The 21,622-nt window shown below is 61.4% G+C and carries 21 protein-coding genes and 1 pseudogene; 17 read left to right on the top strand and 5 right to left on the bottom strand.

The window, feature by feature from the left end; all coding sequences use genetic code 11:
* A partial coding sequence (locus ABYV89_RS04570) for a HEAT repeat domain-containing protein (protein ID WP_432821752.1) occupies positions 1 to 1,416 on the top strand: 1,416 nt, incomplete at its 5' end.
* Positions 1,413 to 2,594 carry an HD-GYP domain-containing protein gene (locus tag ABYV89_RS04565; protein ID WP_432821751.1) on the top strand — a complete coding sequence of 394 codons (1,182 nt, stop codon included), beginning with the start codon at positions 1,413 to 1,415 and terminating at the stop codon, positions 2,592 to 2,594. The genes ABYV89_RS04570 and ABYV89_RS04565, both read left to right, overlap by 4 nt.
* On the opposite strand, the gene ABYV89_RS04560 is transcribed toward ABYV89_RS04565, so the two are convergent.
* Positions 2,591 to 3,103, bottom strand: coding sequence for a hypothetical protein (locus ABYV89_RS04560; protein WP_432821750.1), 513 nt, complete (start codon positions 3,101 to 3,103; stop codon positions 2,591 to 2,593). The two genes, ABYV89_RS04565 and ABYV89_RS04560, sit on opposite strands and share 4 nt — an antisense overlap.
* Before the next feature lie 287 nt (positions 3,104 to 3,390).
* On the opposite strand from ABYV89_RS04560, the pseudogene ABYV89_RS04555 reads away from it, so the two are divergent.
* The 5 genes and pseudogenes from ABYV89_RS04555 to ABYV89_RS04535 all read left to right on the top strand — a co-directional run.
* A pseudogene (locus tag ABYV89_RS04555) lies at positions 3,391 to 3,598 on the top strand (fatty acid--CoA ligase); the annotation flags it as partial.
* Positions 3,599 to 3,709: 111 nt separating this feature from the next.
* Positions 3,710 to 4,609 carry a class I SAM-dependent methyltransferase gene (locus tag ABYV89_RS04550; RefSeq protein ID WP_432821749.1) on the top strand — a complete coding sequence of 300 codons (900 nt, stop codon included), beginning with the start codon at positions 3,710 to 3,712 and terminating at the stop codon, positions 4,607 to 4,609.
* 19 nt (positions 4,610 to 4,628) lie between these two features.
* Positions 4,629 to 5,951: a DUF2157 domain-containing protein gene (locus tag ABYV89_RS04545; protein WP_432821748.1), complete on the top strand. Its 1,323-nt coding sequence runs from the start codon at positions 4,629 to 4,631 to the stop codon at positions 5,949 to 5,951.
* A complete protein-coding gene (locus ABYV89_RS04540; RefSeq protein ID WP_432821747.1) occupies positions 5,948 to 6,520 on the top strand; it encodes a GDYXXLXY domain-containing protein in 573 nt (190 codons plus the stop codon). Before ABYV89_RS04545 ends, ABYV89_RS04540 begins: the two co-directional genes overlap by 4 nt.
* Positions 6,521 to 6,538: 18 nt before the next feature.
* Entirely contained in the window at positions 6,539 to 7,330 is a 792-nt protein-coding gene (locus ABYV89_RS04535; RefSeq protein ID WP_432821746.1) for an FRG domain-containing protein, read from the top strand.
* 111 nt (positions 7,331 to 7,441) lie between these two features.
* On the opposite strand, the gene ABYV89_RS04530 is transcribed toward ABYV89_RS04535, so the two are convergent.
* Positions 7,442 to 8,206: a C40 family peptidase gene (locus ABYV89_RS04530; protein ID WP_432821745.1), complete on the bottom strand. Its 765-nt coding sequence runs from the start codon at positions 8,204 to 8,206 to the stop codon at positions 7,442 to 7,444.
* A gap of 85 nt (positions 8,207 to 8,291) precedes the next feature.
* Here ABYV89_RS04530 and ABYV89_RS04525 point away from each other — a divergent pair, with 85 nt between their 5' ends.
* The 5 genes from ABYV89_RS04525 to ABYV89_RS04505 all read left to right on the top strand — a co-directional run bounded on the left by ABYV89_RS04525 (position 8,292) and on the right by ABYV89_RS04505 (position 11,795).
* Entirely contained in the window at positions 8,292 to 8,561 is a 270-nt protein-coding gene (locus tag ABYV89_RS04525) for an antitoxin (protein ID WP_432821744.1), read from the top strand.
* The gene (locus tag ABYV89_RS04520) at positions 8,558 to 9,430 is read left to right on the top strand and encodes an alpha/beta fold hydrolase (RefSeq protein ID WP_432821743.1); all 873 of its coding nucleotides are present in this window, start codon (positions 8,558 to 8,560) and stop codon (positions 9,428 to 9,430) included. The genes ABYV89_RS04525 and ABYV89_RS04520 overlap by 4 nt, the downstream gene beginning before the upstream one ends.
* Before the next feature lie 115 nt (positions 9,431 to 9,545).
* Complete coding sequence (locus tag ABYV89_RS04515) at positions 9,546 to 10,586, top strand: YeiH family protein (protein WP_432821742.1); 1,041 nt, start codon at positions 9,546 to 9,548, stop codon at positions 10,584 to 10,586.
* A 48-nt stretch (positions 10,587 to 10,634) separates the two neighbouring features.
* Positions 10,635 to 11,663, top strand: coding sequence for a sensor histidine kinase (locus ABYV89_RS04510; protein ID WP_432821741.1), 1,029 nt, complete (start codon positions 10,635 to 10,637; stop codon positions 11,661 to 11,663).
* The gene (locus ABYV89_RS04505; RefSeq protein WP_432821740.1) at positions 11,664 to 11,795 is read left to right on the top strand and encodes a hypothetical protein; all 132 of its coding nucleotides are present in this window, start codon (positions 11,664 to 11,666) and stop codon (positions 11,793 to 11,795) included.
* Positions 11,796 to 11,879: 84 nt separating this feature from the next.
* Here the strand turns inward: ABYV89_RS04505 and amrA are convergent, their stop codons facing one another.
* Together amrA and ABYV89_RS04495 are read right to left on the bottom strand one after the other, a co-directional pair.
* Positions 11,880 to 12,434, bottom strand: coding sequence for an AmmeMemoRadiSam system protein A (gene amrA / locus ABYV89_RS04500; RefSeq protein ID WP_432821739.1), 555 nt, complete (start codon positions 12,432 to 12,434; stop codon positions 11,880 to 11,882).
* 212 nt (positions 12,435 to 12,646) lie between these two features.
* Positions 12,647 to 13,753: an NADH:flavin oxidoreductase gene (locus ABYV89_RS04495; protein ID WP_432821738.1), complete on the bottom strand. Its 1,107-nt coding sequence runs from the start codon at positions 13,751 to 13,753 to the stop codon at positions 12,647 to 12,649.
* A gap of 188 nt (positions 13,754 to 13,941) precedes the next feature.
* Between ABYV89_RS04495 and ABYV89_RS04490 the strand changes: the two genes are divergently transcribed.
* The gene (locus ABYV89_RS04490) at positions 13,942 to 14,799 is read left to right on the top strand and encodes a hypothetical protein (RefSeq protein ID WP_432821737.1); all 858 of its coding nucleotides are present in this window, start codon (positions 13,942 to 13,944) and stop codon (positions 14,797 to 14,799) included.
* A 67-nt stretch (positions 14,800 to 14,866) separates the two neighbouring features.
* Here ABYV89_RS04490 and typA read toward each other — a convergent pair whose 3' ends face one another.
* Positions 14,867 to 16,678: a translational GTPase TypA gene (gene typA / locus ABYV89_RS04485; RefSeq protein WP_432821736.1), complete on the bottom strand. Its 1,812-nt coding sequence runs from the start codon at positions 16,676 to 16,678 to the stop codon at positions 14,867 to 14,869.
* 202 nt (positions 16,679 to 16,880) lie between these two features.
* Here typA and ABYV89_RS04480 point away from each other — a divergent pair, with 202 nt between their 5' ends.
* The 4 genes from ABYV89_RS04480 to ABYV89_RS04465 all read left to right on the top strand — a co-directional run.
* Complete coding sequence (locus ABYV89_RS04480; RefSeq protein ID WP_432821735.1) at positions 16,881 to 18,188, top strand: M48 family metalloprotease; 1,308 nt, start codon at positions 16,881 to 16,883, stop codon at positions 18,186 to 18,188.
* A complete protein-coding gene (locus tag ABYV89_RS04475) occupies positions 18,185 to 18,715 on the top strand; it encodes a hypothetical protein (protein ID WP_432821734.1) in 531 nt (176 codons plus the stop codon). Before ABYV89_RS04480 ends, ABYV89_RS04475 begins: the two co-directional genes overlap by 4 nt.
* A 123-nt stretch (positions 18,716 to 18,838) precedes the next feature.
* The gene (miaB, locus tag ABYV89_RS04470; protein ID WP_432821733.1) at positions 18,839 to 20,170 is read left to right on the top strand and encodes a tRNA (N6-isopentenyl adenosine(37)-C2)-methylthiotransferase MiaB; all 1,332 of its coding nucleotides are present in this window, start codon (positions 18,839 to 18,841) and stop codon (positions 20,168 to 20,170) included.
* A gap of 33 nt (positions 20,171 to 20,203) precedes the next feature.
* Positions 20,204 to 21,622 (top strand): response regulator (locus ABYV89_RS04465; protein WP_432821732.1); only part of this gene is annotated, 1,419 nt, incomplete at its 3' end.

Genomic DNA, 21,622 nt, shown 5'->3' with positions numbered 1-21,622 from the left:
CGCAAGCAGTTTCTCAACAGCGCGTTCCGCTCGCTGGCCTCCCGCAGTGACCTGGTCGAGGAGATTCTTTCCAACCTGCAGCATGAAACCCTGCTCGATCTCTTCACCCAGGTCGAAAATCACCAGGTCGTGGTCCCGCAGGCGATCATGACCCTGCTCGGGCAGATGGCCAGAAAGCGCAATGGCGATGACCATCAACGCGACGTGGCGGCGGTTCGCAAGGTCTCCACGGGAGAAATTCAGGATCGCCTGAAAGTTCTGTTTCGCGAGAACGCGGATGACAACTTTGTCCCGGCCGCCTACCAGGAATCCCTCAAGTGGGTGGCCACCACCATGTCGGGGGCGCTGCCGCAGAGCCGCCAGATCGAAGATTTGAAGGGTTCGCTGGCGACCCACTTCGTCGAAGAACAGGTTTGCTCCGTGATTCTCGAAGTGATTGACATGATCGATCCCGACGAGGAACAGGCGAGCTCCATGCGCCGCAACCTGATGGATCTGCTGGTCTATTTTCTCGAAACCGGCGACTACCGGGCGCTGGCCCAGGCGCACCAGCGGCTGCTCGGCTTTGACCAGGAGTCTCCGCCCTTCACCCTGCCGATCGCTTACGAGGCCCTGCTCTTTTTTTCGTCGCCGGCGTTCGTCGCCGAGGTGATGGCCGGACTCGATCTCTGGGGCAAGGATAAGCACGATGAAATCGGCGGTCTGATCCGGCAGGTAGGGGCCCCCTTCGTCGAGCCGCTGCTGGACCGGCTTGCCGAGGAACCGTCGCTGGCGATGCGGCGATTCTGCATGGCCTGCCTGGGGGATCTCAGGGAGGTGGCCAGAAAGGCGATCCTGGGCCGCCTGCATGACCGGCGCTGGTACGTGGTGCGCAACCTGGTGGTGCTGCTGCGGCAGAGCGATGATCCCGCGGTACTGACCGCGATCGGGGCACTGGTGGGGCGAAGCCACCCCAAGGTGCATCTTGAGGTCATGAAAACCTACCTGCATTTCAAAGACCCCCGGGCCGACCGCTACCTGGTGAAAGAACTGGAACATCCCGACGTTGAGCGCAAGCTGAATGCCGTGCGCCTTTGCGGGGCCAGCCAGTGCCCCGAGGTAGTGCGGGATTTGACCCGGATTCTCGACCTCAAGGGGAAGAGTGAAGACGTTTTCGAATTGAAGGGCGCCGCCATCAAGGCCCTGGCCGAAATCGGCAACCCGGCGGCCCTGCCGGCGATCGAGGATGTGATCAACGCGCGCAGCCTCTGGGCCCCGGCGCTGTTCAACCGGCTGAAAGCTGAAGCGGTGGGTTCCCTGGTTCATTATCGCGACGGGCGGGCGAAGGAACTGCTCAGGCGCCTTGCCGGCGGCAAGGGTGATCTGGCCCGTCTCGCCGAAACCGCCCTGTCTCGAATCGAGGAGCGTGGCCAATGAGCGCCGACCGTCGCCAAGCCCTGCAGCATTTCATGCGCCACCTGGCCGCCGCGGTTTCCACGGCCGGCCTTTATCCGATTTCACACAGCCAGGTCAAAAACCTGTGCCGGCTGGCCCTTGCCAGCCTTGTCGATGCGATCGGTTCGGATACGGAAATAAAAATCATCCGTATCGAGGACGAACTGGTTGCCGACGGGCTCCCGCTGGAACGCAGCATGTACGCGGCCCGCCTGGCCGGCATGCTTAAGAGCGGCGGGGTCGGGCACCTTCGCATCCGGCGGCAGGTCGCCGAGCACGAACTGCTGTCGCTGATCGAATCGTTGGCGAAAAAAGGGAAGGGCGGCAACGAGCTCTGCTCCTCCGAAAATATCCGCCTGGGCCAGGTCGAAGTCCGCAGCGTCCGCGCCGCCGAGGGGATTTCGCTTGCCGATTGGGCGTCGGGGCAGGCCGGAATCGGCGTTTCGGCCGAAGAGATGGCCCTGTTCATGGAAATGTACGAAAACGTCCGCAAGCGCAAGCGGCTCGACGTGGTCGGCCTTTCGGAAATCGTCACCGTCTTCATCGATGCTTTTGTCAACGATGCCGACCCGTTCCTCGCCCTGGCGCCGCTGCGGGCGATGGATGAATATACCTACACCCACTCGACCAATGTCTGCATCCTCAACCTGGCGCAGGCGACAGCCATGGGGATCGTGGGGGCGCAGTTGCATGACATCGGCATCGCCGCCATGCTGCACGACGTCGGCAAGCTGTTCATCCCCGAAGAGATTCTCAATAAAACCGGGAAACTCAGCGAGGCCGAATGGGAGATCATCCGCCGTCACCCGGTCACCGGGGCCCATTACCTGCTCGATATCCCCGGAGTGCCCCGCCTCGCCGTGGTGACCGCTTTCGAGCATCACATGCGCTACGACATGCGCGGGTATCCCAAGGTCAAGGCCGGCTCCTGGCGACCCAATATCGCCAGCCAGATGACGGCAATCTCTGATATCTACGATTCTTTGCGAACCAAGCGGGTTTACAGCAAGGCCGAGGATTTCATGGTCGTCGAAAATGTTCTCAGGGAGGAGGCGGGCAGTCAGCTCAATCCCGGGCTGGTCGATAATTTTCTGCGGATCATGGCCCGGCACCATGCCCGGGAAGGAGGGGGCGGGGGCTCCCAGGAGAAGCCGGCCTAAGGTGTCTTCTCGCTCTCGGTAAAGGTTGAATCCATCATGCTGAGGGTGGCGAACTCGACATTGTTCGAGCTGCTGATCAGGTAAATGCGTGCTCCGGGGTAATGCCATTGGTACAGCTGCTGCGCGATCCGGGTGCCGTTGAGCGCGTTGAATGTCTTGGAGAGGTTCTCTCCTGCGCCGATTGCTTTTACCAGCGACTGCGTGACCTCGTCAAAATGCTGCGGGTCGAACCTGCCGATGATCTTGAAAACGCGGTCGTCGTGAAAATAGACGGAGGTACTGAACTCCACATCCTCGATATAGGCGCTGTTGATGATCCCGATGGCCCGGTTTTCTTCCGGGTAGACGGTGTAGTGAAAGGCCCGCGCCGAAATCGCCTCATCGTAGGACATTCCCAGCTGGTAATCGAAAATTTTCAATTGGTAGACCGCCAGCGGAGCCTCTTCGGCGAAGCCGGTTGTGACCGTCAACAGCAGCAGCAGGCTGAACGTCAGTACTCTTATTGACATGATTTCTTTATTGATCCCGCCCGGAAGTAAGCCTGAATCTCGTCTGGAGAAAGTCCTGTTTTTTGTTTTCGTATGCATTATCCGATGATATTCTTGATGTTTACAGTTGTCCAGCCCTGAAATATATATCCACCCGGAGTCTGCCATGCTCGATACCCTCATCCCCCCTACTGACTCGACCTACTGCTATCCGCTGCTGATCAAGAACCTGCTTCTCGCCCCGCTGGTGAACAACCCCGACCAGGAGATCGTCTACGCCGACAATATCTGCTTTGATTACCGTACCCTGGGGGGAGCGTCCGCTGGCCCTGTGGTGCGCAAAGCGGGGAATGGGGAAAAAAGGAGCTGCAGCACTTCGTGCGCGAGTACGCCGACAAGGGGATCGTCTCGAAGCAGGTGGTTCTGCTGAAGGTACGCTTCGTCGACGCGATCGACAAGACCAGCGTCGGCAAGGTCAACAAGGTGGCGCTGCGGGATAAATATCTGCGCGCCTGACAGGCTGACGCCTTGGGGCTGTGGCCCTGAAGGATCCTTGCGCTTAGATCCTGCTTGTGAAGTACATACGGTAGCTTGCGGCAACTGTTTAATGTGATACAGGAAGAATGAATGGAGCTGATTCGTGATGAAATCCGCCGCCATCTGCCGCAGGCAGGCGAGGCGCGCCGCCTGTTCCACGGCCGCGGCCACAGTTTTGCCGGCTACGAGGAGCTGACCATCGACAGCTTCGGCCCGGTGCTGCTGGTCATCCTCTACCAGCGGCGTTCGCAGCCCTGGCTGGACGAGCTGGCCGCCCTGCTGCGGCTTGAGGTCGCCGGCACCAGCGCCGTGCTGCTGCAGGAGCGTTTTTTGCCGCAGTCGCCGAGCCGGCTGCTATGGGGAGAGCTGCCGGACGAGGTCGATGCCCTCGAGGGCGGGCTGCGCTTCCGGCTGCGGCTGGGGCAGGGGCAGAACATCGGCTTTTTCCCCGACATGGCCGTCGGCCGCGAGCTGGTTCGCAAGCTGGCTGCGGGCAGAAGGGTGCTCAACCTGTTCGCCTACACCTGCAGTTTTTCGGTGGCCGCTTTGGCCGGCGGCGCGCGGCAGGTGGTCAACCTCGATATGAACAAGGGGGCCCTGGAGCTGGGGCGGTTCAATCACCGGCTTAACGGCATCGACACCCGCCAGGTGAGCTTTCTGCCCCTCGAGCTGTTCCGCAGTTTCGGCAAGCTGCTGCGGCTGGGCCCCTTCGACCTGGTGATCAGCGATCCGCCGGCGACCCAGGGTGCCAGTTTTACCGCTGAGCGCCACTGGCCAAAGCTGCTGAGAAGGCTGCCTGAACTGCTCGCGCCGGGGGCGGATATCATCGCCTGCCGCAACGGCCCAGGGCTGCCGCCCGGCCTGATCGAAAACCTGGTGGCCGAACAGCTGCCTTCGGCCGAGCTGCTCGGTCGCTATTTGCCCGGAGAGGATTTTCCCGAGGCGCAGCCGGAGCAGGGGGTCTGCCTGTTTCATTACCGCGTGCCATAAATACCGCAGGAGGGTGGGAATGAGCAAGAAAGCGATCCGCTGGCTTTATGACGAGCTGCCGAACCTGGTCGCAGGGCAGGTGTTGACTGCCGCCGATGCCGAGCGCCTGCAGGATCATTACGGGGCGCTTGACGATGACGGCCGGCCATCGCTCGGCCTGGTCATCTGCAGCATTCTCGGGGCGACCCTGATCGGTCTCGGGATCATCCTGGTCTTCGCCCACAACTGGGCCGAATTGTCGCGTCCGCTGCGCGCATTTCTCTCCTTCGCGCCGTTGCTCGCCGGCCAGCTGCTGGTCGGCTGGGTGCTGCTGCGCCGGCAGGATTCCCGGGCCTGGTGCGAAGGGAGCGCGGTCTTCCTGATGGCGGCGGTGGGCGCCGCCATCGCCCTGGTCGGCCAGACCTACCACATCTCCGGCGATCCCGAAGCCTTCGTCCTCTCCTGGATGCTGCTCGGTCTGCCGCTTTCGTACCTGCTGCGGGCCAGCGCGCCGGTGGCCTTTTATTGGGTTGGCATCAGCTGCTGGGCCTGGATGGCCCATGACTGGGCCGGCAGCGGGAATCAGCTCTGGTTCTGGGCGCTGGCAGCCCTGGCGGCGCCCCCTGTCTGGCAGACGGTTCGCCGCGACCCGCGCAGCCCGCGGGCGGCCTTTCTGCTCTGGGTGGTCGGGATCTGTCTCTGCATCGGTTATGGCCTCTCTTTCAAACAGGGCCTGGGCGGCGGCTGGATTCTCGGTTACGGCGGCCTGCTGGCATCCTTTTACCTGTTCGATACGGGCTGGCCGCAGCAGGTCTCCGGCTGGCGGCGCCCCTGGCACGTGATCGGCAGCCTGGGGATCGTCGTCCTCTCCCTGCTGCTGACCTTTGAAACCTGGAGCCGGCGGGCGAACTGGGACCGGCTGGCGGAACTCTGGGCCCAGGATCCCTGGCTGGCCGCGCACTGGCTGCTGCAGTCGACGCTGACCCTCCTTCTGGTCGGGCTGGCGTTCTGGCTGCTGCAGCGACGTCTGCGCAGCGGCCGGCGCGATGGACTGCTCTTTGCCGCCGTCGCGCCGCTGGCGCTGGTCTGCTACCTGCTGGCCCTGTTCGATGTTGAAGGGGGGGCCCTGCTGGCCTTCAACATCTACCTGGCGGTGCTCGGGGTCGGCACCCTGCGAAGCGGCCTGCGCAGCGGCCGGCTGATCCAGGTCAACGGCGGGCTGGTGATCATCACCGCGCTGATTGCGGCCCGCTTCTTCGACAGCGATCTTCCCTTTACCGTGCGCGTCGTCCTCTTCATTTTGATCGGCGTCGGTTTTCTGGCGGCCAACATCCTGGCCAAAAAGAACAGGGGGGCGAAATGAAAAAGCCGCTCATCCTCTTTTTTGTCGTTATTGTGCTGGCCCAGCTGGCGGTGCCGGGCTGGATGATCGTACGCCGCGAGCTGGCGCTGGCAGAAGGCGCCGCTTACCGCTTCCGTACCGCCCCGGTCGATCCCTATGACCCGTTTCGCGGCAGGTATGTCATGCTTAACCTGGAGGCGGCCTCGGCACCGGTTGCGGAAGGGGAGAGCTACCGTTCTGGTGAAAAGGTCTACGCCCTGCTGGAAAACGACGACCAGGGCTACGTCCGGGTCGGCGGGCTGGTTCGCGACTGTCCCGAAACAGGGGATTACCTGCGGGTGCGGGTCAGCTACCAGCAGGCCGACCGGGTGCAGCTTGGGCTCCCCTTCGATCGCTATTACGCCGAGGAGTCGATCGCGCCGGGAATCGAACGGGCGTACTGGAAGCACAGCCGCCAGCAGCAGCGGGACGCCTATGTCCTGGTCCGGGTGCGCAAGGGCATGGGGGTGATCGAAGAGCTGTACATCGAGGGCTTGCCGGTTCTGGAATTCATCGCTCAGGAGCAGCGCAAGGGGACGTCAGGCGACTGACTGAGCCAGGGAGGGTTTATGGCGGATAATGAGGTACGTATCGAAAGCTGGAACCAGCTGCAGGACGAACTGTTCAGCGATTCGTGGAGCCCCCACCTGGGCCGGTTTCGTTCCCGCAACGCTTTTCGCGGTCTGTCCGATGCCAGCTATCCGCTGGTGACCAGCCTGATCCGGCTCGGCGGCAACTTCGTCGAGATCGAGAAGCACATCCTGCGCAATTTCAAAAAATACGCCCACGGCTCGGTGGCCGGCGGCGATTCGACCTGGCACTGGCTGTCGGTGGCCCAGCATTTCGGCCTGCCGACCCGCCTGCTGGACTGGACCTACTCGCCCTTTGTCGCCATGCACTTCGCCACCGCCAACATCGAGAAGATCCATCTCGACGGGGTGATCTGGGCGGTCAATTACGTGCAGGCCCACCAGATGCTCCCCGGCAGCCTGCGCAGCGCCCTCGAGCGGGAAGGGGCCAACGTCTTTACCGTGGAAATGCTGGCCGATTCGGTCCGTGCGCTGGGAGACCTGGGCAGCCTGTCGCGGGATGATTTCATCATGTTCTTCGAGCCCCCTTCCATGGAAGACCGCATCGTCAACCAGTTTGCTTTTTTCTCCATCATGTCCGACCCCTTGCAGCCGATCGACTCCTGGCTGGCGGCACACCCTGGAATCTGGCGCAAGATCGTCATCCCGGCCGAGCTCAAATGGGAGATCCGCGACAAGCTCGATCAGGCCAACATTACCGAGCGGGTCCTGTTCCCCGGACTTGACGGGCTGAGCCGCTGGCTCAAGCGGCATTACAGCCCGAAGGCGTAGGGGCGGTGATTGGTGATTGGTGATTGGTGATTGGTGATTGGTGATTGGTGATTGGTGATTGGTGATTGGCCGTCAACGAATCACTAATCACCGCTTTTCCAATCAGCGTTTCTAGAGATAGGTGCGGGCGCCGACGAAGGTTTTCTGATAATAGCTGTGATCGAGGCTGGTGACGCGGACGCTCTTGCCGCGGCTGGGGGCATGGATGAAACGGCCGTTGCCGATGTAGAGGCCGACGTGGGAAACCCGGCTGCCGCCGCCGGTGGCGAAAAAGACCAGGTCGCCTTTTTTCAGCTCGCCCTTGTTCACCGCCCGGCCGGCGGCAAACTGGTCGCGGGAGACGCGGGGGAGCTTGAGGCCGTTGAGCCGGTAGGTGACCATGGTCAGGCCGCTGCAGTCGATGCCGTCGTCGCTGGTCCCTCCCCAGTTGTAAGGGGTGCCGATAAAACGGTGGGCGGTGGCGACCAGTTCCTGGCGCAGGTCGCCCTGGCCGCTGCGGCGGATCTTTTCAGCGGCGTTGTCCTCGGGGGGGACGATGAAAAAGCTGTCGATCATCCCCTGTTGCTGCAGGCTTTCGGCTTCTCTGTGGGCGGCGGCGTAAGTGGCATGATCACCGAAGCGTACCTTGTACAGGCCGGATTCGTGCAAAAAGGAATAGGCCTCGATGCCGCGACTCTCCAGCAGGGCGGCGAGCCGGGTGGCGTTGCCGGGATTGGCGAAGGCGCCGACCTGGATGCTGTAGCCGAGGCTTTGCAGGCTCGGCTGCGCGGCAACGGCGGGCGGGGGCGGCGTCCAGTCGCTGACGGTGGGCCGTGGGGCGGAGCAGCCGCAGAGCGCGACCAGAAGGATTATTGAAAGCGATTTGCACGGAGACATCGACAATCCTGTGATTCCGGTTGGCAGAACAGGATCAAGTTAACATATCCAAGTTTTCAACAGCAAGGGCTGGAAAGGTTTTAATGTGACAGATTACCAGGCGATTTACCGGCAGACCCTGAAAAAATGGGGGACCGAGGCCCAGTATGACCAGGCCATCGAGGAGTGCGCTGAGCTGATCGCGGCACTCAAGCATTTCAAGCGGGACAAGGTTGGCGAAGCGGAGATCATTTCCGAATTGGCCGATGTCACTTTGATGATCGGTCAGCTCTCCTGGATGTTCGGCCAGGAGAAGGTCGATGCGGTAGTGAAGGAAAAGCTGGAGAAGCTGAAGGGGCTGCTGGAGGCGCCGTGAACGACAATCCTGCCGATTGCACCCTGCGGCTTGCGGACGGCCGCCGGCTCGGTTATGCCGAATTCGGCGATCCGCAGGGGCGACCGGTCCTCTATTTTCACGGCTTTCCCGGCTCACGCCTGGAGGCGCGCCTGGCTGACGGGGCGGCCCGTCGACAGGGAGTCCGGCTGCTGGCCGTCGACCGTCCCGGTTACGGTCTGTCGGATCCTCTGCCGGCGCGCAGGCTGCTCGACTGGCCCGGTGATGTGGCACAGTTTGCCGACGCCCTCGGCCTGGCGCACTTCGGCGTTCTGGGGGTCTCCGGCGGCGGTCCGTTCGCGCTCACCTGCGCGGCGATGCTGCCCGGCCGGATTCAAGGGTTTGTCCTGGCCTGTCCGCTGGGGCCGCTGGCCGAGGCGGCATGCCGCCCCTGCCAGCCCCGTCTGATCCGGGCGACGATCCGCTTCGGCCGCAGCTTCCCAGGACTCATCCGCCTGCTTGGGCGGCAGCTGGCGCGGCTGGTCGGCAGCCGTCCGGCCCTGATCCTGAAACTGCTGTCGCTGGCGGCGCCGGCGGTCGATCGGCAGCTGCTGCGGCAGGATGAAGTTCGTGATGTCATGCTCGCTTCGGGCCGCCAGGCTTTCCTCCAGGGCCGTCGCGGTGTCGCCTGCGACATGGCCATCTATGCCGAGGTTTGGGGGGTCGATCCGGCGCAGATTTCGCTGCCGGTTACCCTCTGGCAGGGTGGGAAAGATCGTACCATTCCTCCCGCCACGGCCGAATGGCTGGCGGCCCGCCTCTGTTCCTGCCGGTTGCGACTGCTGCCTGACGAGGGTCATTTCTCCCTGCTGCTGCGGCACATGGATCAGATTCTCGCCGGGATCGTCTGATTTTTTAGATGATTTTCATGGTTTTTTCCTTTACTGTTTACCAGTATATTACTGTTGTTTTGTTAATCCCCTCGCGGCCACCGTTTGTTCCCCTTTATGGCGATTTCGTACTTCAATGACTGATTTATGGCCGAATGAAAAATACGACATCGTCATTTTCGTCTGCCTCGCCGTTTTGGTCGGGACAGGCTCCTTCATGCTGCAGACCCTCAGCGGGTCGTTTCTGGTCGACCCGCTCGTCCTTTCGCTGGGCTGCGGCATCCTGCTCCGCTCGCTGCTGGGCCGGCGCTGGAATTTCGCTATCGGTCCCACGCTGGCGGCCCGCTTTTTCATCCCCGCCGGCATTGTTTTCTATGCGCTGAGCAATCTCGATTTTTCCAGCTACGCCGCCATGCCGAGCGGGCTGGGCCCGCTGCTGTTCCTGGTGGTCGCCGCCTACCTGGGCTCAAACCTTCTGTTTGGACGCTTGCTGGGCCAGAAACCGAAAATCACCTACCTGGTAGCGACCGGTTCCGCCATCTGCGGCGCGTCGGCCATCGCCATGACCAGCCCGTCCATAGACGGCGAACCGGATGACGTCTCGATTGCCCTGCTTGCCGTCACGCTTGCTGCTTTTGTCGCGCTCTACCTGGTGCTGCCTTTTTTGGGGACTCTTCTGCAGCTGCCGGGCGAACAGTACGCCCTGCTGGCCGGGGCGCTGCTGCAGTTTACCGGGTTTGTCAAGGAAGCGATGATTCACATGCCCTTCACGAATCGCGGCGCGTCTCCGGAAGCCTTAGGCGACCTGGCGCTGCTGGTCAAGGCGGGGCGTTACCTCGGCCTGGTGGTAATTATTCCGCTCTTTGCCAGCCTGGTTCGTAAAAAAGTTCTTTTCCCGCTGGCCCTGTGGCTTTACCTTGCGGCCGGGCTGGTCGGCACCTGGCTCTCCATCGCAATGCCTCCGTTGCTGCATCGGCAGTTGACGCCCTGGCTGGAGACCGCCTATGTTCTGCTCTGGTCCATCGCCATGGCGGCCATCGGCATGAATGCGGATCTTAAACTGTTGTTGAGCGACCAGGGGATCAAGGCGTTCTGGATGGCCCTGGCGAGTTTTTGCGTCGCATTGCTGACATTTTTTGCCTACCAGTTTTTATTCGGCGTCTCCTGGTTCTGTTAAGGCTTTTCTATGCCCGGCCCGAGTTCAAAAATTCAAAACAAGATCATGATGAGCTTTATCGTGGTAATCGTCCTGATTGGGGGTCTCTTTGCCCATTTATTCAGGGACGCCCTGTTTGAAATACTCGTCACCGAAGGGTTCCCCGATGACGTCATCTGGCTGATTATCGATCGTTTCACTCTCTACAGTTCGGGGCTGGCGCTGCTCGGGATCGCCGTATTCGTGCCCCTGTCCCTCTTTTTTGCCCGGGCCGTGACGCGGCCGATAAAGAAGCTGATGCAGGGGGTCAACACCATTGCCGCAGGCAATTTCAATACCCAGGTTGACCTGGTCAGCAACGACGAGTTCGGCCAGCTGGCCGATGCGGTCAACCGGATGGCGTTCGATCTGCGCAAGTTCGACGAAATGAAATCCGAATTTGTGACCACGGTGTCGCACGAGCTGCGAACGCCCCTCGCTGTGGTATTCGGTTACGCCGAACTTCTGCGTGACCAGGATTTTTCAGCAGAGCAGAAACGGGAATTTGTCGAAGAAATTCACAGCAAGGCCGAGACGCTGGCGCGGATGGTCGATGAACTGCTGGATGTGAGCCGGATCGAGGCCGGAAAAGGGCTGGAGCTGGAGAAGTGCTGCTGCGACGCCCGCGAGCTGCTGGGCCGCTCGGTCGAAACCTTTCGGGCGGCTTCGCCGCGGCACCAGATCGAGCTGCACCTTCCCGCGGTTGTGGTGTCGCTGAATGTCGACCGGGTGCGGATGGAGCGCGTACTCGACAACCTGCTTTCCAACGCGGTCAAGTATTCCCCCGGCGGCGGAGTTATCGAGGTTAGCCTGCAGCAGGAGAATGAAGTCTGGTCCCGGCTGACGGTGCGCGACCAGGGGATCGGGATGAGCCGGGAAGAGACCGGACGAATCTTTGAAAAGTTTTACCGTGCCGATACCCGGGATACCGCAGTGCCCGGATTCGGCCTGGGGATGAGCATCGTCAGGAACATCGTCGAAGCCCATGGCGGGAGGATCTGGGTTGACAGCGAAGTCGGCCTCGGAACCATTGTAACCCTTGAGATCCCCAACGGTTGAGTGCGCAGCTGCCGGCAGTCGGTCAATCAGGATTATGCCGCCGCCGGATTGGGCATCACCGATGTCTCGCCCTATGACCGGCTGCGGATCGAGATGGTCATGAAGTATTACTCCTTTCCGCATGATTATTGACCACAGGTTTTGCCGCGGGTTGAAATGAAAAGGGACAGCCGAGTGGCTGTCCCTTTTTTGTCGAAGCGGCGCGGTGAGTGGCGGTTACTTGCCCTCACCGAAAATCTGGGCGGTGAAAATATATATTTCTGTGTCCTCGGCGTTCCAGGCTTCGGTCGAGAGACCGGCCTTGATGCAGGTCTGCTTGAGGAAGGTCTTTCTGTCCCAGCCGTGTTCGCTGGCCACCTGCGGCAGCAGAACGCCCCGGTAGTAGCCTTTTTCGAGGTAGATGCCGTGTTTGCCGACAATGATGTCTTCGACATCGTCGATTTTATGCAGCGGCGAGAGGACCGAAATCTCGATGGTGAAATTGTCGAGGTCCGCTTCTTTCATCGGGTAGAAGCGCGGATCCTTGGTGGCCGAGGCTTTTGCCATTTCGGCGACTTCCTTGAACAGCGGCTGTTCCGACTGGAAATTGCCGATGCACCCCCTGAGCTGGCCGTTCTGCTTGATGGTGACAAAGCAGCCGCTGCGTACGTTGAGAGTCTTCTCTTCGCGGGGCTCGATGTAGTCTGCGCCCGAACGTACCCAGCTGATAACCGCCTGGCGGGCGATTTCGAGCAGGCAGGCTTTTTCCTTGGGAGTTAACTCCTGATCCACGGATCCTCCTGGCTTGTCGGTATGAATCTGTCGGCTTAGGAACCGCGTCAATATAGTAAGAATCGTCTCTCATTTCAAGGCATTTAAGTCGATTGCCAGGATAATCAGAGTATTGGGTGACGGGAATCAAGCTTCCACCACGCCTTCAAGCAGTTCCCTCTCCCGGAGCGAGAGGGAACCAGGCGGAAGATTAGTGCTGATCAGGAAGTATCTTACCGGGGGGGGCGGTCGAGCACGCAGTAGATGCCTTCCCCCTTGAGGCCGGGTTTGAAACAGCCGTTGCAGGAGATGCAGGTGGCGCAGTAGCCGGGATCGCGGCGCCAGCGGTTGACCAGGTCGGGTTCCCGGATCAGCGGCCGGGAGAGGGCGAAGAAGTCGGCCAGGTTGCCGTCGAGCAGCCCTTTTATCACGGCTCCGGAACGCAAGCCGCCGACCACACCGGTGGGGATGCCGAGCGCGGCCTTGATGCGGCGGGCAAAGTCGGCGTTGTATGCTTCTTGCGCCGGGGCGTCGATCCCCTGCCGGGCCGGGGTCAGCGCGCCTGAGGCGGCCGTTCCCGAGCTGACCTCGATCGCATCCACGCCGATCTTCTCCAGGTGCCGGGCCACCTGTACCGCTTCGTCGAGGTCAAACCCCCCGGGCAGGTTGTCGGCTGCCGTCAACTTGATGGTGACCGGGTAGTCGGGGCCTACGGCGGCCCGCACCGCCCGGGTGACCTGGTCGAGAAAACGCATGCGGTTCTCAAGGCCGCCGCCGTATTCATCCTGGCGATGGTTGGTCAGCGGCGACAGGAACTGGTTGATCAGGTAGCCGTGGGCGCCGTGCAGCTGGATGCCGTCAAACCCGGCCTGCCTGGCCCGAACGGCCCCGTCGGCAAAAGCATTCACCAACTCTGCAATCTCTTCTTTCGAGAGCTCCCTGGGAATCTCGGGAAAATTGTCGCAGGCTACCGCAGAGGGGGCCACCGGCGTTGTGCCGATGACCTTGCTGCTTGTCTGTCCCCCGGCGTGAACCAGTTGGCAGAAGGTCAGGCCCTGTTCGCGGTGCACCGCTGCCGTTACTTTCTGCAGTGCCGGGATCAGCCGGTCGCTGTAGATGCCCATTTTGCCCGGGAGCTGCTTGCCGTCAGCACGGACGTAAGTATAGCCGGAGATGATCAGGCCGACGCCGCCGGCTGCGAGTCGGGCATAGGTGTCGGCGAGCCGGTCTGCTGGCGCGCCGGTGTCATCGCACATCCCCTCCCAGGTGGCGCTGCGGACAAAGCGGTTGGGGATCGTGATCCGGCCGATTCGGAGGGCTTCGAAAAGTTCTTTGTTCATGGGTGTCTCCCCGTTGCTATGATGGCGGCCTGATCGGCTGACGCCGAACAAGGGACAATATCCGTTCCGGTATTGAATGGATACCATGTTTTGCTATGCTTTACTACAGTCCCCGGTCGTTTTTCGGCCGGCTGTTTTCTTCGATAGTTTAAGGCCATTTTCTTGCGAGGTTGAAATTGCGTGCTCTGTTGAAGTGCTCAAATCTGCTGTGGTTGCTGCTGGTTGCCGGTTGTGCGGTCGAGGCGCCCGACTGGACCCGCGGTCAAGCGTCTTCTTATCCCCCCGGCGACTTCCTGACGGCTGTCGGTGTCAGCCGGGCCCGCGAGGCCGCCGAAGAGAAGGCCCGGCATGAATTGCTGGAGACTTTCCGCTGGCAGCCGGCAGCGGGCGAACTTTCGGTTGCGGGGGTGAAGATAGCCGAAGTCTGGCATGACCGCGAGCTGGATGCCTTCTACGCCCTGGCAGTGATTGACCGTCAGAGCGCCGGGCAGCCGCTTGCGGCCGCCCTGGCCGCCATTGAGCGATCTATTCTCGGCCAGGTGGCGGCCGCCGAGGCGGCCGGGTCCTCGCTGCAGCGCTGGGGGCATTATCTGCAGGCCGTATCTCTGGCGACAAAGCGCAGCGAGCTGGCGGCCAGCCTGCGCCGCATCAACGACGACGCCAAGCTTCCGCCTGTCGCCTATACCCAGCGTCAGCTGGCCGAGCGCCGCGACCAGGCCGCTGCCGGGATCGGCCTGGAAATAAGCCTGCGCAACGATCGTAACGATGCGGTGCGGCTCAGCCTGATCAAGGCCTTTGCCGAGCGGGGGCTCAAGCTCGCGCCGTCCTTCTCCGCCGGGCTGCGCATCAGGGGGAGTGTGGCGGCAGCGGAGCAGTCTTCCGGCGCGCCGGCCGTTGTGGCCAGCATCGAGGTGGATGGGGAGGGGGCTGGCGGGGCGAAGCTTGCGGCCATCGATGAACGGGCCGATTCACAGGCGATCGGGGAAAGGCTGGCGCTGAGGATTGTCGCCGCGGTCACTTCGCTGGCGCAGCAAAAAACGCTCTGAGCGCTTTTGCATAAAAAAAAGCCCCGGATTACGGGGCTTTTTTAGTTGGATCCGAATTCAGCTGGCGCTATTTGCGCAGCTTCTCATGCTTTTTGCGATCGTTGGCGTCAAGATACCTTTTGCGCAGGCGGATCGACTTGGGGGTAACTTCGACCAGTTCGTCGTCGGCGATGTACTCGAGCGCCTGCTCCAGGGTGAGGATGGTCGGCGGCGAGATCTTGGTCGACTCGTCGGTACCCGAGGCGCGGACGTTGGTCAATTTTTTGCCGCGGCAGGCATTGACCACCAGGTCGTTATCCTTGGCGTGCTGGCCGACGATCATTCCCTCGTAGACGGGGGTGCCGGGACCGACGAAGAGGATACCGCGCTCCTGCAGGTTGAAGAGGGAGTAGGAGACCGTTTCGCCGGTGTCGACGGAAATGAGAACACCATTCTTCCGGCCGCTGATAGGGCCCTTGTAAGGGGAGTACTCGTGGAAGGTGTGGTTCATCACGCCGGTTCCCCGGGTGTCGGTGAGGAACTCGGTGCGGAAGCCGATCAGGCCGCGGGCCGGGATGACGAATTCGAGGCGATTGACGCCGTTCATCGGCTGCATGGAGACCATCTCGGCCTTGCGGGTGCCGAGCTTCTCGATGACCGTCCCCTGGTGCTCTTCGGGAACGTCGATGACCAGGTACTCCATCGGCTCGCAGCGAACCCCGTCAATCGTCTGGTAGATGACCTCGGGTTTGGAGACGGAGAGCTCGAAGCCCTCCCGGCGCATGTTCTCGATGAGGATCGACAGGTGCAGTTCGCCGCGTCCGGAGACCTTGAAGGTGTCGGTGTTGTCGGTGTCGTCCACGCGCAGGGAGACGTTGGTGCGCAGCTCCTTCATCAGGCGGTCACGGATGTTGCGGGAGGTGACGTATTTCCCCTCCTTGCCGGCGAAGGGGGAGTCGCTGACCATGAAGTTCATCGACAGGGTCGGCTGGTCGATGGCGATGTAGGGCAGGGCGATCGGATCGGTAGAACTGGCGAGGGTCTCGCCGATGCTGACTTCTTCGAAGCCGGCGATGGTGACGATGTCACCGGCGATCGCCTCGGCAACCTCGACCTGGTTGAGCCCTTCGTAGCCGAGCAGCTTGCTGATGCGGCCCCTGCTGATTTTGCCGTCCTTGTTGATATGGGCGATGGACTCGCCGGCCTTGACGCGGCCGTTGGCAATGCGCCCGGTGGCGATGCGGCCGATGTAGTCATTGTAGGCGATACTGGAAACCAGCAGCTGGAAGGGGGCGTTGGGGTCCGCTACCGGCGGTGCCACGCGGTCGGCGATCATCTGAAAGAGGGGCTCGAGATCGCTGGATTCGTCGGCCAGGTGGCGCTTGGCGTAACCGCTCTTGGCGCTGGCGTAGACGATGGGGAAGTCGAGCTGCTCTTCGTTGGTGGTGAGTTCGCAGAAGAGGTCAAATACCATGTCGACCACTTCCTCGGGGCGGGCGCCGGGGCGGTCGATCTTGTTGATGACGACGATCGGCTTGATGCCGAGGTCGAGGGATTTCTTCAGTACGAAACGGGTCTGCGGCATGGGGCCGTCGAAGGCGTCGACCAGCAGCAGTACCGAGTCGACCATTTTCAGGATCCGCTCGACCTCGCCGCCAAAGTCGGCGTGTCCCGGGGTATCGACGATGTTGATCTTCAGGCCGCCGTGGTGGATCGAAAGGTTTTTGGAGAGGATGGTGATTCCCCGTTCCTTCTCCAGGTCGTTGCTGTCCATCACCCGTTCAGTGATAGCCTGGTTCTCACGAAAGACTCCGGACTGCTTGAGCATGGCGTCGACCAGGGTGGTTTTGCCGTGGTCGACGTGGGCGATAATTGCGATGTTGCGAATGTTCTCTGACATGACGTGTGACTATTGCTCCTATACAAGTAAATATGCTGAGGTGTTGGTTGGTTTGGCAAAACCTTACAAATATATCGATTGTCCGTCGTAAAAGCCAGTATAAAATTGAGCGGCGGGTTTCTTTCCTCGCCGCTTATTGTCGGACCCAGACATCCATAGTAGACTTTTTAGGCATTTACCTATATTTTCTCAGGGAGGTTTTATGCTCAGAATCCGCCTCTTGCTTATCGCTGCGCTGGTTTTGCCCACGTTTTTTTCCGGCTGTGCCGTCAATCCGGTAACCGGCCGCAATGAGCTGGCCCTGTTCCAGGTTTCGGAGCAGCAGGAAGTGGAGCTCGGCCAGAAAGCCTTCCCGACTGCTCAGCAGCAGATGGGGGGAGTTTATCCGGATGCCGCCCTCAATGATTATGTCAACCGGGTCGGTCTGCGCCTGGCCAGGCAGGGGTCGCGCTCCAGCCTGCCTTTCCAGTTCAAGGTCGTCAATGATTCGACCCCGAATGCCTTCGCGCTCCCTGGCGGTTTCATCGCCATTACCCGCGGGCTGCTGGTCAACCTGGATAACGAGTCGCAGCTGGCGTCGGTCCTGGGGCACGAAGTGGCCCATGTCGATGCCCGTCATTCGGTGCAGGGGATGCAGCGGGGCGCACTCTACGACCTCGGGCTGATCGTCCTGACGGGGGCGACCGGCTCCTCCTCTTTGGGTCCCCTGGCCCGGCAGGCCGGGGGGCTGGCGGCAGGGCTTCTCGATCGATCGTACAGTCGCGACCAGGAACGGGAGTCGGACCGGCTCGGCATCGACTACATGGTGCGGGCCGGCTACAACCCCAATGGTGCGATCGAGCTGCAGGAGTTTTTCTACCGCAAGCTCGAAGGGGGCGCCGAACCCGACTGGGTGGGCGGCCTGTTCCGGAGCCACCCCTTTTCCAGGGAGCGCCTGGACGCCAACCGGGAATACATCCGCAGTCGTTACTCCTCTGCAGCCGCGGCTCCCGGTGCCCTGGTGGGCCGTAGAGAACTGCAGCAGGCGACGGCGCGCCTGCGCGAGACCCGGGCGGCCTACGATCTTTACGACGAAGCCCGGCGCCTTGAGCGGGAAGACAAGCTGGCGGCCGCAGTCCCCGTTTACCTGCAGGCGGCCGCGGCGGCGCCCGACGAGGCCCTGATCCTTTCAGGGCTGGGGATGGCTTACCTGCAGTCGGACGATCTCGGCGCGGCCCGCATCCACCTGTCCAGGGCGGTGCAGCTGGACGGGCGCTACTATTTCTCCCGGCTCGGGCTCGGCTACGTTTATCTGCAGCAGAAGCAGGCCGACAGGGCGGTCGCTGAACTGGAAACGAGCATGGTGCTGCTGCCGTCGCTGCAGGGAGGTTACCTGCTGGCCGAGGCCTACGAAAAATCCGGGCAAAAAGAAAAAGCTCTTGAACAGTACCATGCCGTTGCCGCAGCCGATCCCAATGGCCGGCTCGGCAGGTCGGCCGCCGAACGGGCGCGTTTGCTGGAGGGAAAATGATGGATTGGAAACCCTGCCTGGAAGAGGGGGAGTTGTTGCGTTGGCAGGGCCGTCCGGCACCGCGCGCTTTTGTTTTTCGCAACTGGGTGCATTCACTGGTCGGTTTGCTGCTGTTGCTTATTTCGGCTTACTGGCAGATGGTTGGTGTGCAGCTGGCGGCGGTTTACCATCTGCCCTGGCTGGCCTGGATACCGATTCCCTTTGTGCTCATCGGCCTGTACCTCGGGGTTGGTCATGTCCTGCTGGCCAGGGTGGAATGGGAACACGTGTACTATGCCGTTACCGACCGCCGACTGCTGGCGCAGCGGGGCCTGCTGCGCCAGCGGATCGACACCTTCGCGCTGGCTGAACTGACCGGTTTCCAGGTCAAGCCGCTCGGCGCCGAACTGGCGACCCTGCGGGTCTCTGCCCTCGGTACCGGATCGAGCCTGGTCTTCATTGCGATTGAATATCCGCAGCAGGTCACCGCAATGCTGGAGGCGGCGCTGATTGACAATGGCCACGAGGTGTCGATGAGGGCGCTCTGATTCTTGTAAAAGGCCGCTTCCGCTTCGGTTGATACGAATCCGCGGCACGCTTTATCGTTTGACTTTTCCTGGTGCATCCGGGTACTATCCGGGCTGTATTAAACGGGAAAAGGACGTATTCTAGTGTACATGGAAAAGCGATTTTTTCTGGAGACCTTCGGGTGCCAGATGAATGTGGTTGATTCGGAGCGGATCGTTGATCTGCTGCAGGGGATCGGTTACCGGCAGGTTGTGCAGCCCGGCGATGCCGATCTGATTCTGCTTAATACCTGTGCGGTGCGCGACAAGGCCGAGCGCAAGGTCTATGGTCATCTGGGCCGCTATAAGCCGCTCAAGGATGAAAATCCGGCACTGATTCTCGGCGTCGGCGGCTGCGTTGCCCAGCAGGAGGGGGAGAAGCTGCTCGAGAAGCTGTCCTATCTCGACCTGGTCTTCGGCACCCACAACGTGCACAAGCTGCCCGAGATGGTTCAGGCGGTGGAAAGCAACCGGGTGCGCTGCCACGAAACTGAATTTCTCGATCAGGAAACCCGGCTGCAGCTCTTTCCGGTTCGCACGGCTGGAGACTCGGTGACTCGTTTCGTCACCGTCATGCAGGGATGTGATAATTTCTGCTCTTACTGCGTGGTGCCCCATGTGCGCGGCCGCGAAATCAGCCGTCCGAGCGCTGAAGTTCTGCACGAGGTCAGGGAGCTGGCCGCCGTCGGCGTTCGGGAGATCACCCTGATCGGTCAGAACGTCAACTCCTACGGCTGCAAGGGGGAGGGTGAAATCTCCTTTGCCCGGCTGCTGGCCGAGATCGACGCCACCGCAGGGATTGAGCGCATCCGCTTTACCACCTCGCACCCCAAGGATCTCTCCGACGAGCTGATCGACTGCTTCGGTTCGCTGAAAAAGCTCTGCAACCATATTCACCTGCCGGTGCAGAGCGGTTCCGACCGTATCCTGCAGATGATGAATCGCGGCTACAGCCGGGACCAGTACCTTGAAAAGGTTCGCCGCCTGCAAACGGTCTGTCCCGACATCCGCCTGACCTCGGATATCATCGTCGGCTTTCCCGGTGAAACTGAAGAGGATTTCGAGGCGACCCTGTCCCTGATGTCCCAGGTTCGTTACGCGGATGTCTTTTCATTTATCTACTCCCCGCGTCCGGGGACGGCCGCGGCCGAGCTTCCGGACAGCCTGGCTCCCGCGGCCAGGCAGGCGCGCTTCGACCGGCTTCTGGCCCTGCAGGAGGAGATCGCACGCGACTGGCGCGATGCCGATCTCGGGCAGGTGCTCGACGTGCTGGTCGAAGGGGAGAGCCGCCAGGGGAACGGGCAGGTTTTCGGCCGCACCCGCTGGAACCGCATCGTCAACTTCGACGGCGACCGCAGCCTGGCCGGGCAGATCGTGCCGGTCCGGATCACCCGGGTCTTCCGCAACTCCCATCTTGGTGAACGGCTGGATCACTGAGTTTCCGCAACCCGATTCTGTGACGGTATTCTGATGGCCAAGGGACGCATACTCGCAATAGACAACGAACCGGAGTCACGGACCCTCTACCAGGAGCTGCTCGGGGCCGACGGCTACTACGTGCGAACCGCGGCCAACGGCCAGGATGCCCTCGATTGTCTGCGCCGAGAAGAATTTGACCTGGTGATCACCGAGCTGCAGGTCGAGGCGGGGCGCGACGATATCACCGATCTCATCAAGCGCTTCAACCCTGCCCAGGAAGTGGTGGTCGTTACCCGCCTAAGTGACGTCGCCGCCGCGGTCGATGCGATGAAGCGCGGGGTCACCGAATATATCCTCAAGCCAATCAACCCCGATGAATTCCTTCTGCTGGTCAACAAGGTTCTCTTTCGCCAGTCCCAGCGCCTCGAGCACAAGAAGCTCCTTGACGAGAATCTCGAGTACAACCTGACGCTCGCCTATTACCAGAAGTGTCTCGGCTTTCTCAAGGTGCACGATCTTGATCGCCTCGGCGACCTGATTCTTGATACCCTCATGGAGTTGCTGCATGCCGAGGGCGGCATTCTCTGGCTGCCTGGTTTCGGTGGCCAGCTGTATCGGCTGCGCTGCCGGCGCGGGCTGGTCAAGATCGCCGCGGGAGAAGAGACCTTTGCTCTCAGTGAGGCGGAACGCCGCCTGGTGCTGGCCGGCGATGCGGTACTCATGGATCAGGGGGCGGCGCTCTGGCTGCCGCTGATGGCCGGCATGGACCCGCTGGCATTGATTCGCATCGAGGCGCCGGCCGGGAGGGACACCTTCAATCGCCGAGATGTCAAGGTGGCGTCCATGATCGGCGACTTCGCTGCCAGTGCCCTCAATAATGTGATGCTGTTGCGAAGCCTCGAGCAGAATATCCTGCGCGTTCCCCGCGGCGAGGCCTACAAGATGGCCTTCTTCTACGATCATGCGGAAAAAGAGCTGAACAAGGCCCGCCGTTACGGGCGCAACCTCTCTTTCATCAAACTGACCATTGACAATTATGAAGCACTGGCCAGCCGTTTCCGCAACCGGGAACTGGAAGAAGCCATGAGCCGCGTGATCGAAACGATCAATTCCGCCCTGCGTGATGCGGATATCATGGCCATGGCCGGACCGGATGAATACTACCTGCTGCTCCCCGAAACCGATTACTGGGGATCGCTGGTGGCACAGAAGCGGATCCGTAAGGCGCTCAAGGGCAAACTCACGGTCTGTGATCTGAAAAAGAGCCATAATATTGATGTTTTCCTTCGCTCCGCCGCCTTTCCGGCCGACGGCAACAGCTTCGAAGAGCTGCGCATGGTTGCCGGTCAGCGCCTGGCCCGCCTGAAGAAGAGCCTCTATCATCGGGCCGAGATGCTGGAGACCCCGTTCTGGAGCGTGGTCGGCCGCCTGCTCGGAGCGCCCGGTGATTATAAATTGTCCCAAAACGGG

Origin of the sequence: Trichloromonas sp. (assembly GCF_041583255.1) — a bacterium.
Classification (GTDB): Bacteria; Desulfobacterota; Desulfuromonadia; order Desulfuromonadales; family Trichloromonadaceae; genus Trichloromonas.
This window is presented reverse-complemented; position numbering and strand designations above follow the sequence as displayed.

Bases quoted from the DNA above. Each gene is read 5' to 3' on its own strand.
- ABYV89_RS04565 (WP_432821751.1), top strand. From the start codon at position 1,413: ATGAGCGCCGACCGTCGCCAAGCCCTGCAGCATTTCATGCGCCACCTG.
- ABYV89_RS04560 (WP_432821750.1), bottom strand. From the start codon at position 3,103: ATGTCAATAAGAGTACTGACGTTCAGCCTGCTGCTGCTGTTGACGGTC.
- ABYV89_RS04550 (WP_432821749.1), top strand. From the start codon at position 3,710: ATGGAGCTGATTCGTGATGAAATCCGCCGCCATCTGCCGCAGGCAGGC.
- ABYV89_RS04545 (WP_432821748.1), top strand. From the start codon at position 4,629: ATGAGCAAGAAAGCGATCCGCTGGCTTTATGACGAGCTGCCGAACCTG.
- ABYV89_RS04540 (WP_432821747.1), top strand. From the start codon at position 5,948: ATGAAAAAGCCGCTCATCCTCTTTTTTGTCGTTATTGTGCTGGCCCAG.
- ABYV89_RS04535 (WP_432821746.1), top strand. From the start codon at position 6,539: ATGGCGGATAATGAGGTACGTATCGAAAGCTGGAACCAGCTGCAGGAC.
- ABYV89_RS04530 (WP_432821745.1), bottom strand. From the start codon at position 8,206: ATGTCTCCGTGCAAATCGCTTTCAATAATCCTTCTGGTCGCGCTCTGC.
- ABYV89_RS04515 (WP_432821742.1), top strand. From the start codon at position 9,546: ATGACTGATTTATGGCCGAATGAAAAATACGACATCGTCATTTTCGTC.
- ABYV89_RS04510 (WP_432821741.1), top strand. From the start codon at position 10,635: ATGAGCTTTATCGTGGTAATCGTCCTGATTGGGGGTCTCTTTGCCCAT.
- ABYV89_RS04495 (WP_432821738.1), bottom strand. From the start codon at position 13,753: ATGAACAAAGAACTTTTCGAAGCCCTCCGAATCGGCCGGATCACGATC.
- typA (WP_432821736.1), bottom strand. From the start codon at position 16,678: ATGTCAGAGAACATTCGCAACATCGCAATTATCGCCCACGTCGACCAC.
- ABYV89_RS04480 (WP_432821735.1), top strand. From the start codon at position 16,881: ATGCTCAGAATCCGCCTCTTGCTTATCGCTGCGCTGGTTTTGCCCACG.
- ABYV89_RS04475 (WP_432821734.1), top strand. From the start codon at position 18,185: ATGATGGATTGGAAACCCTGCCTGGAAGAGGGGGAGTTGTTGCGTTGG.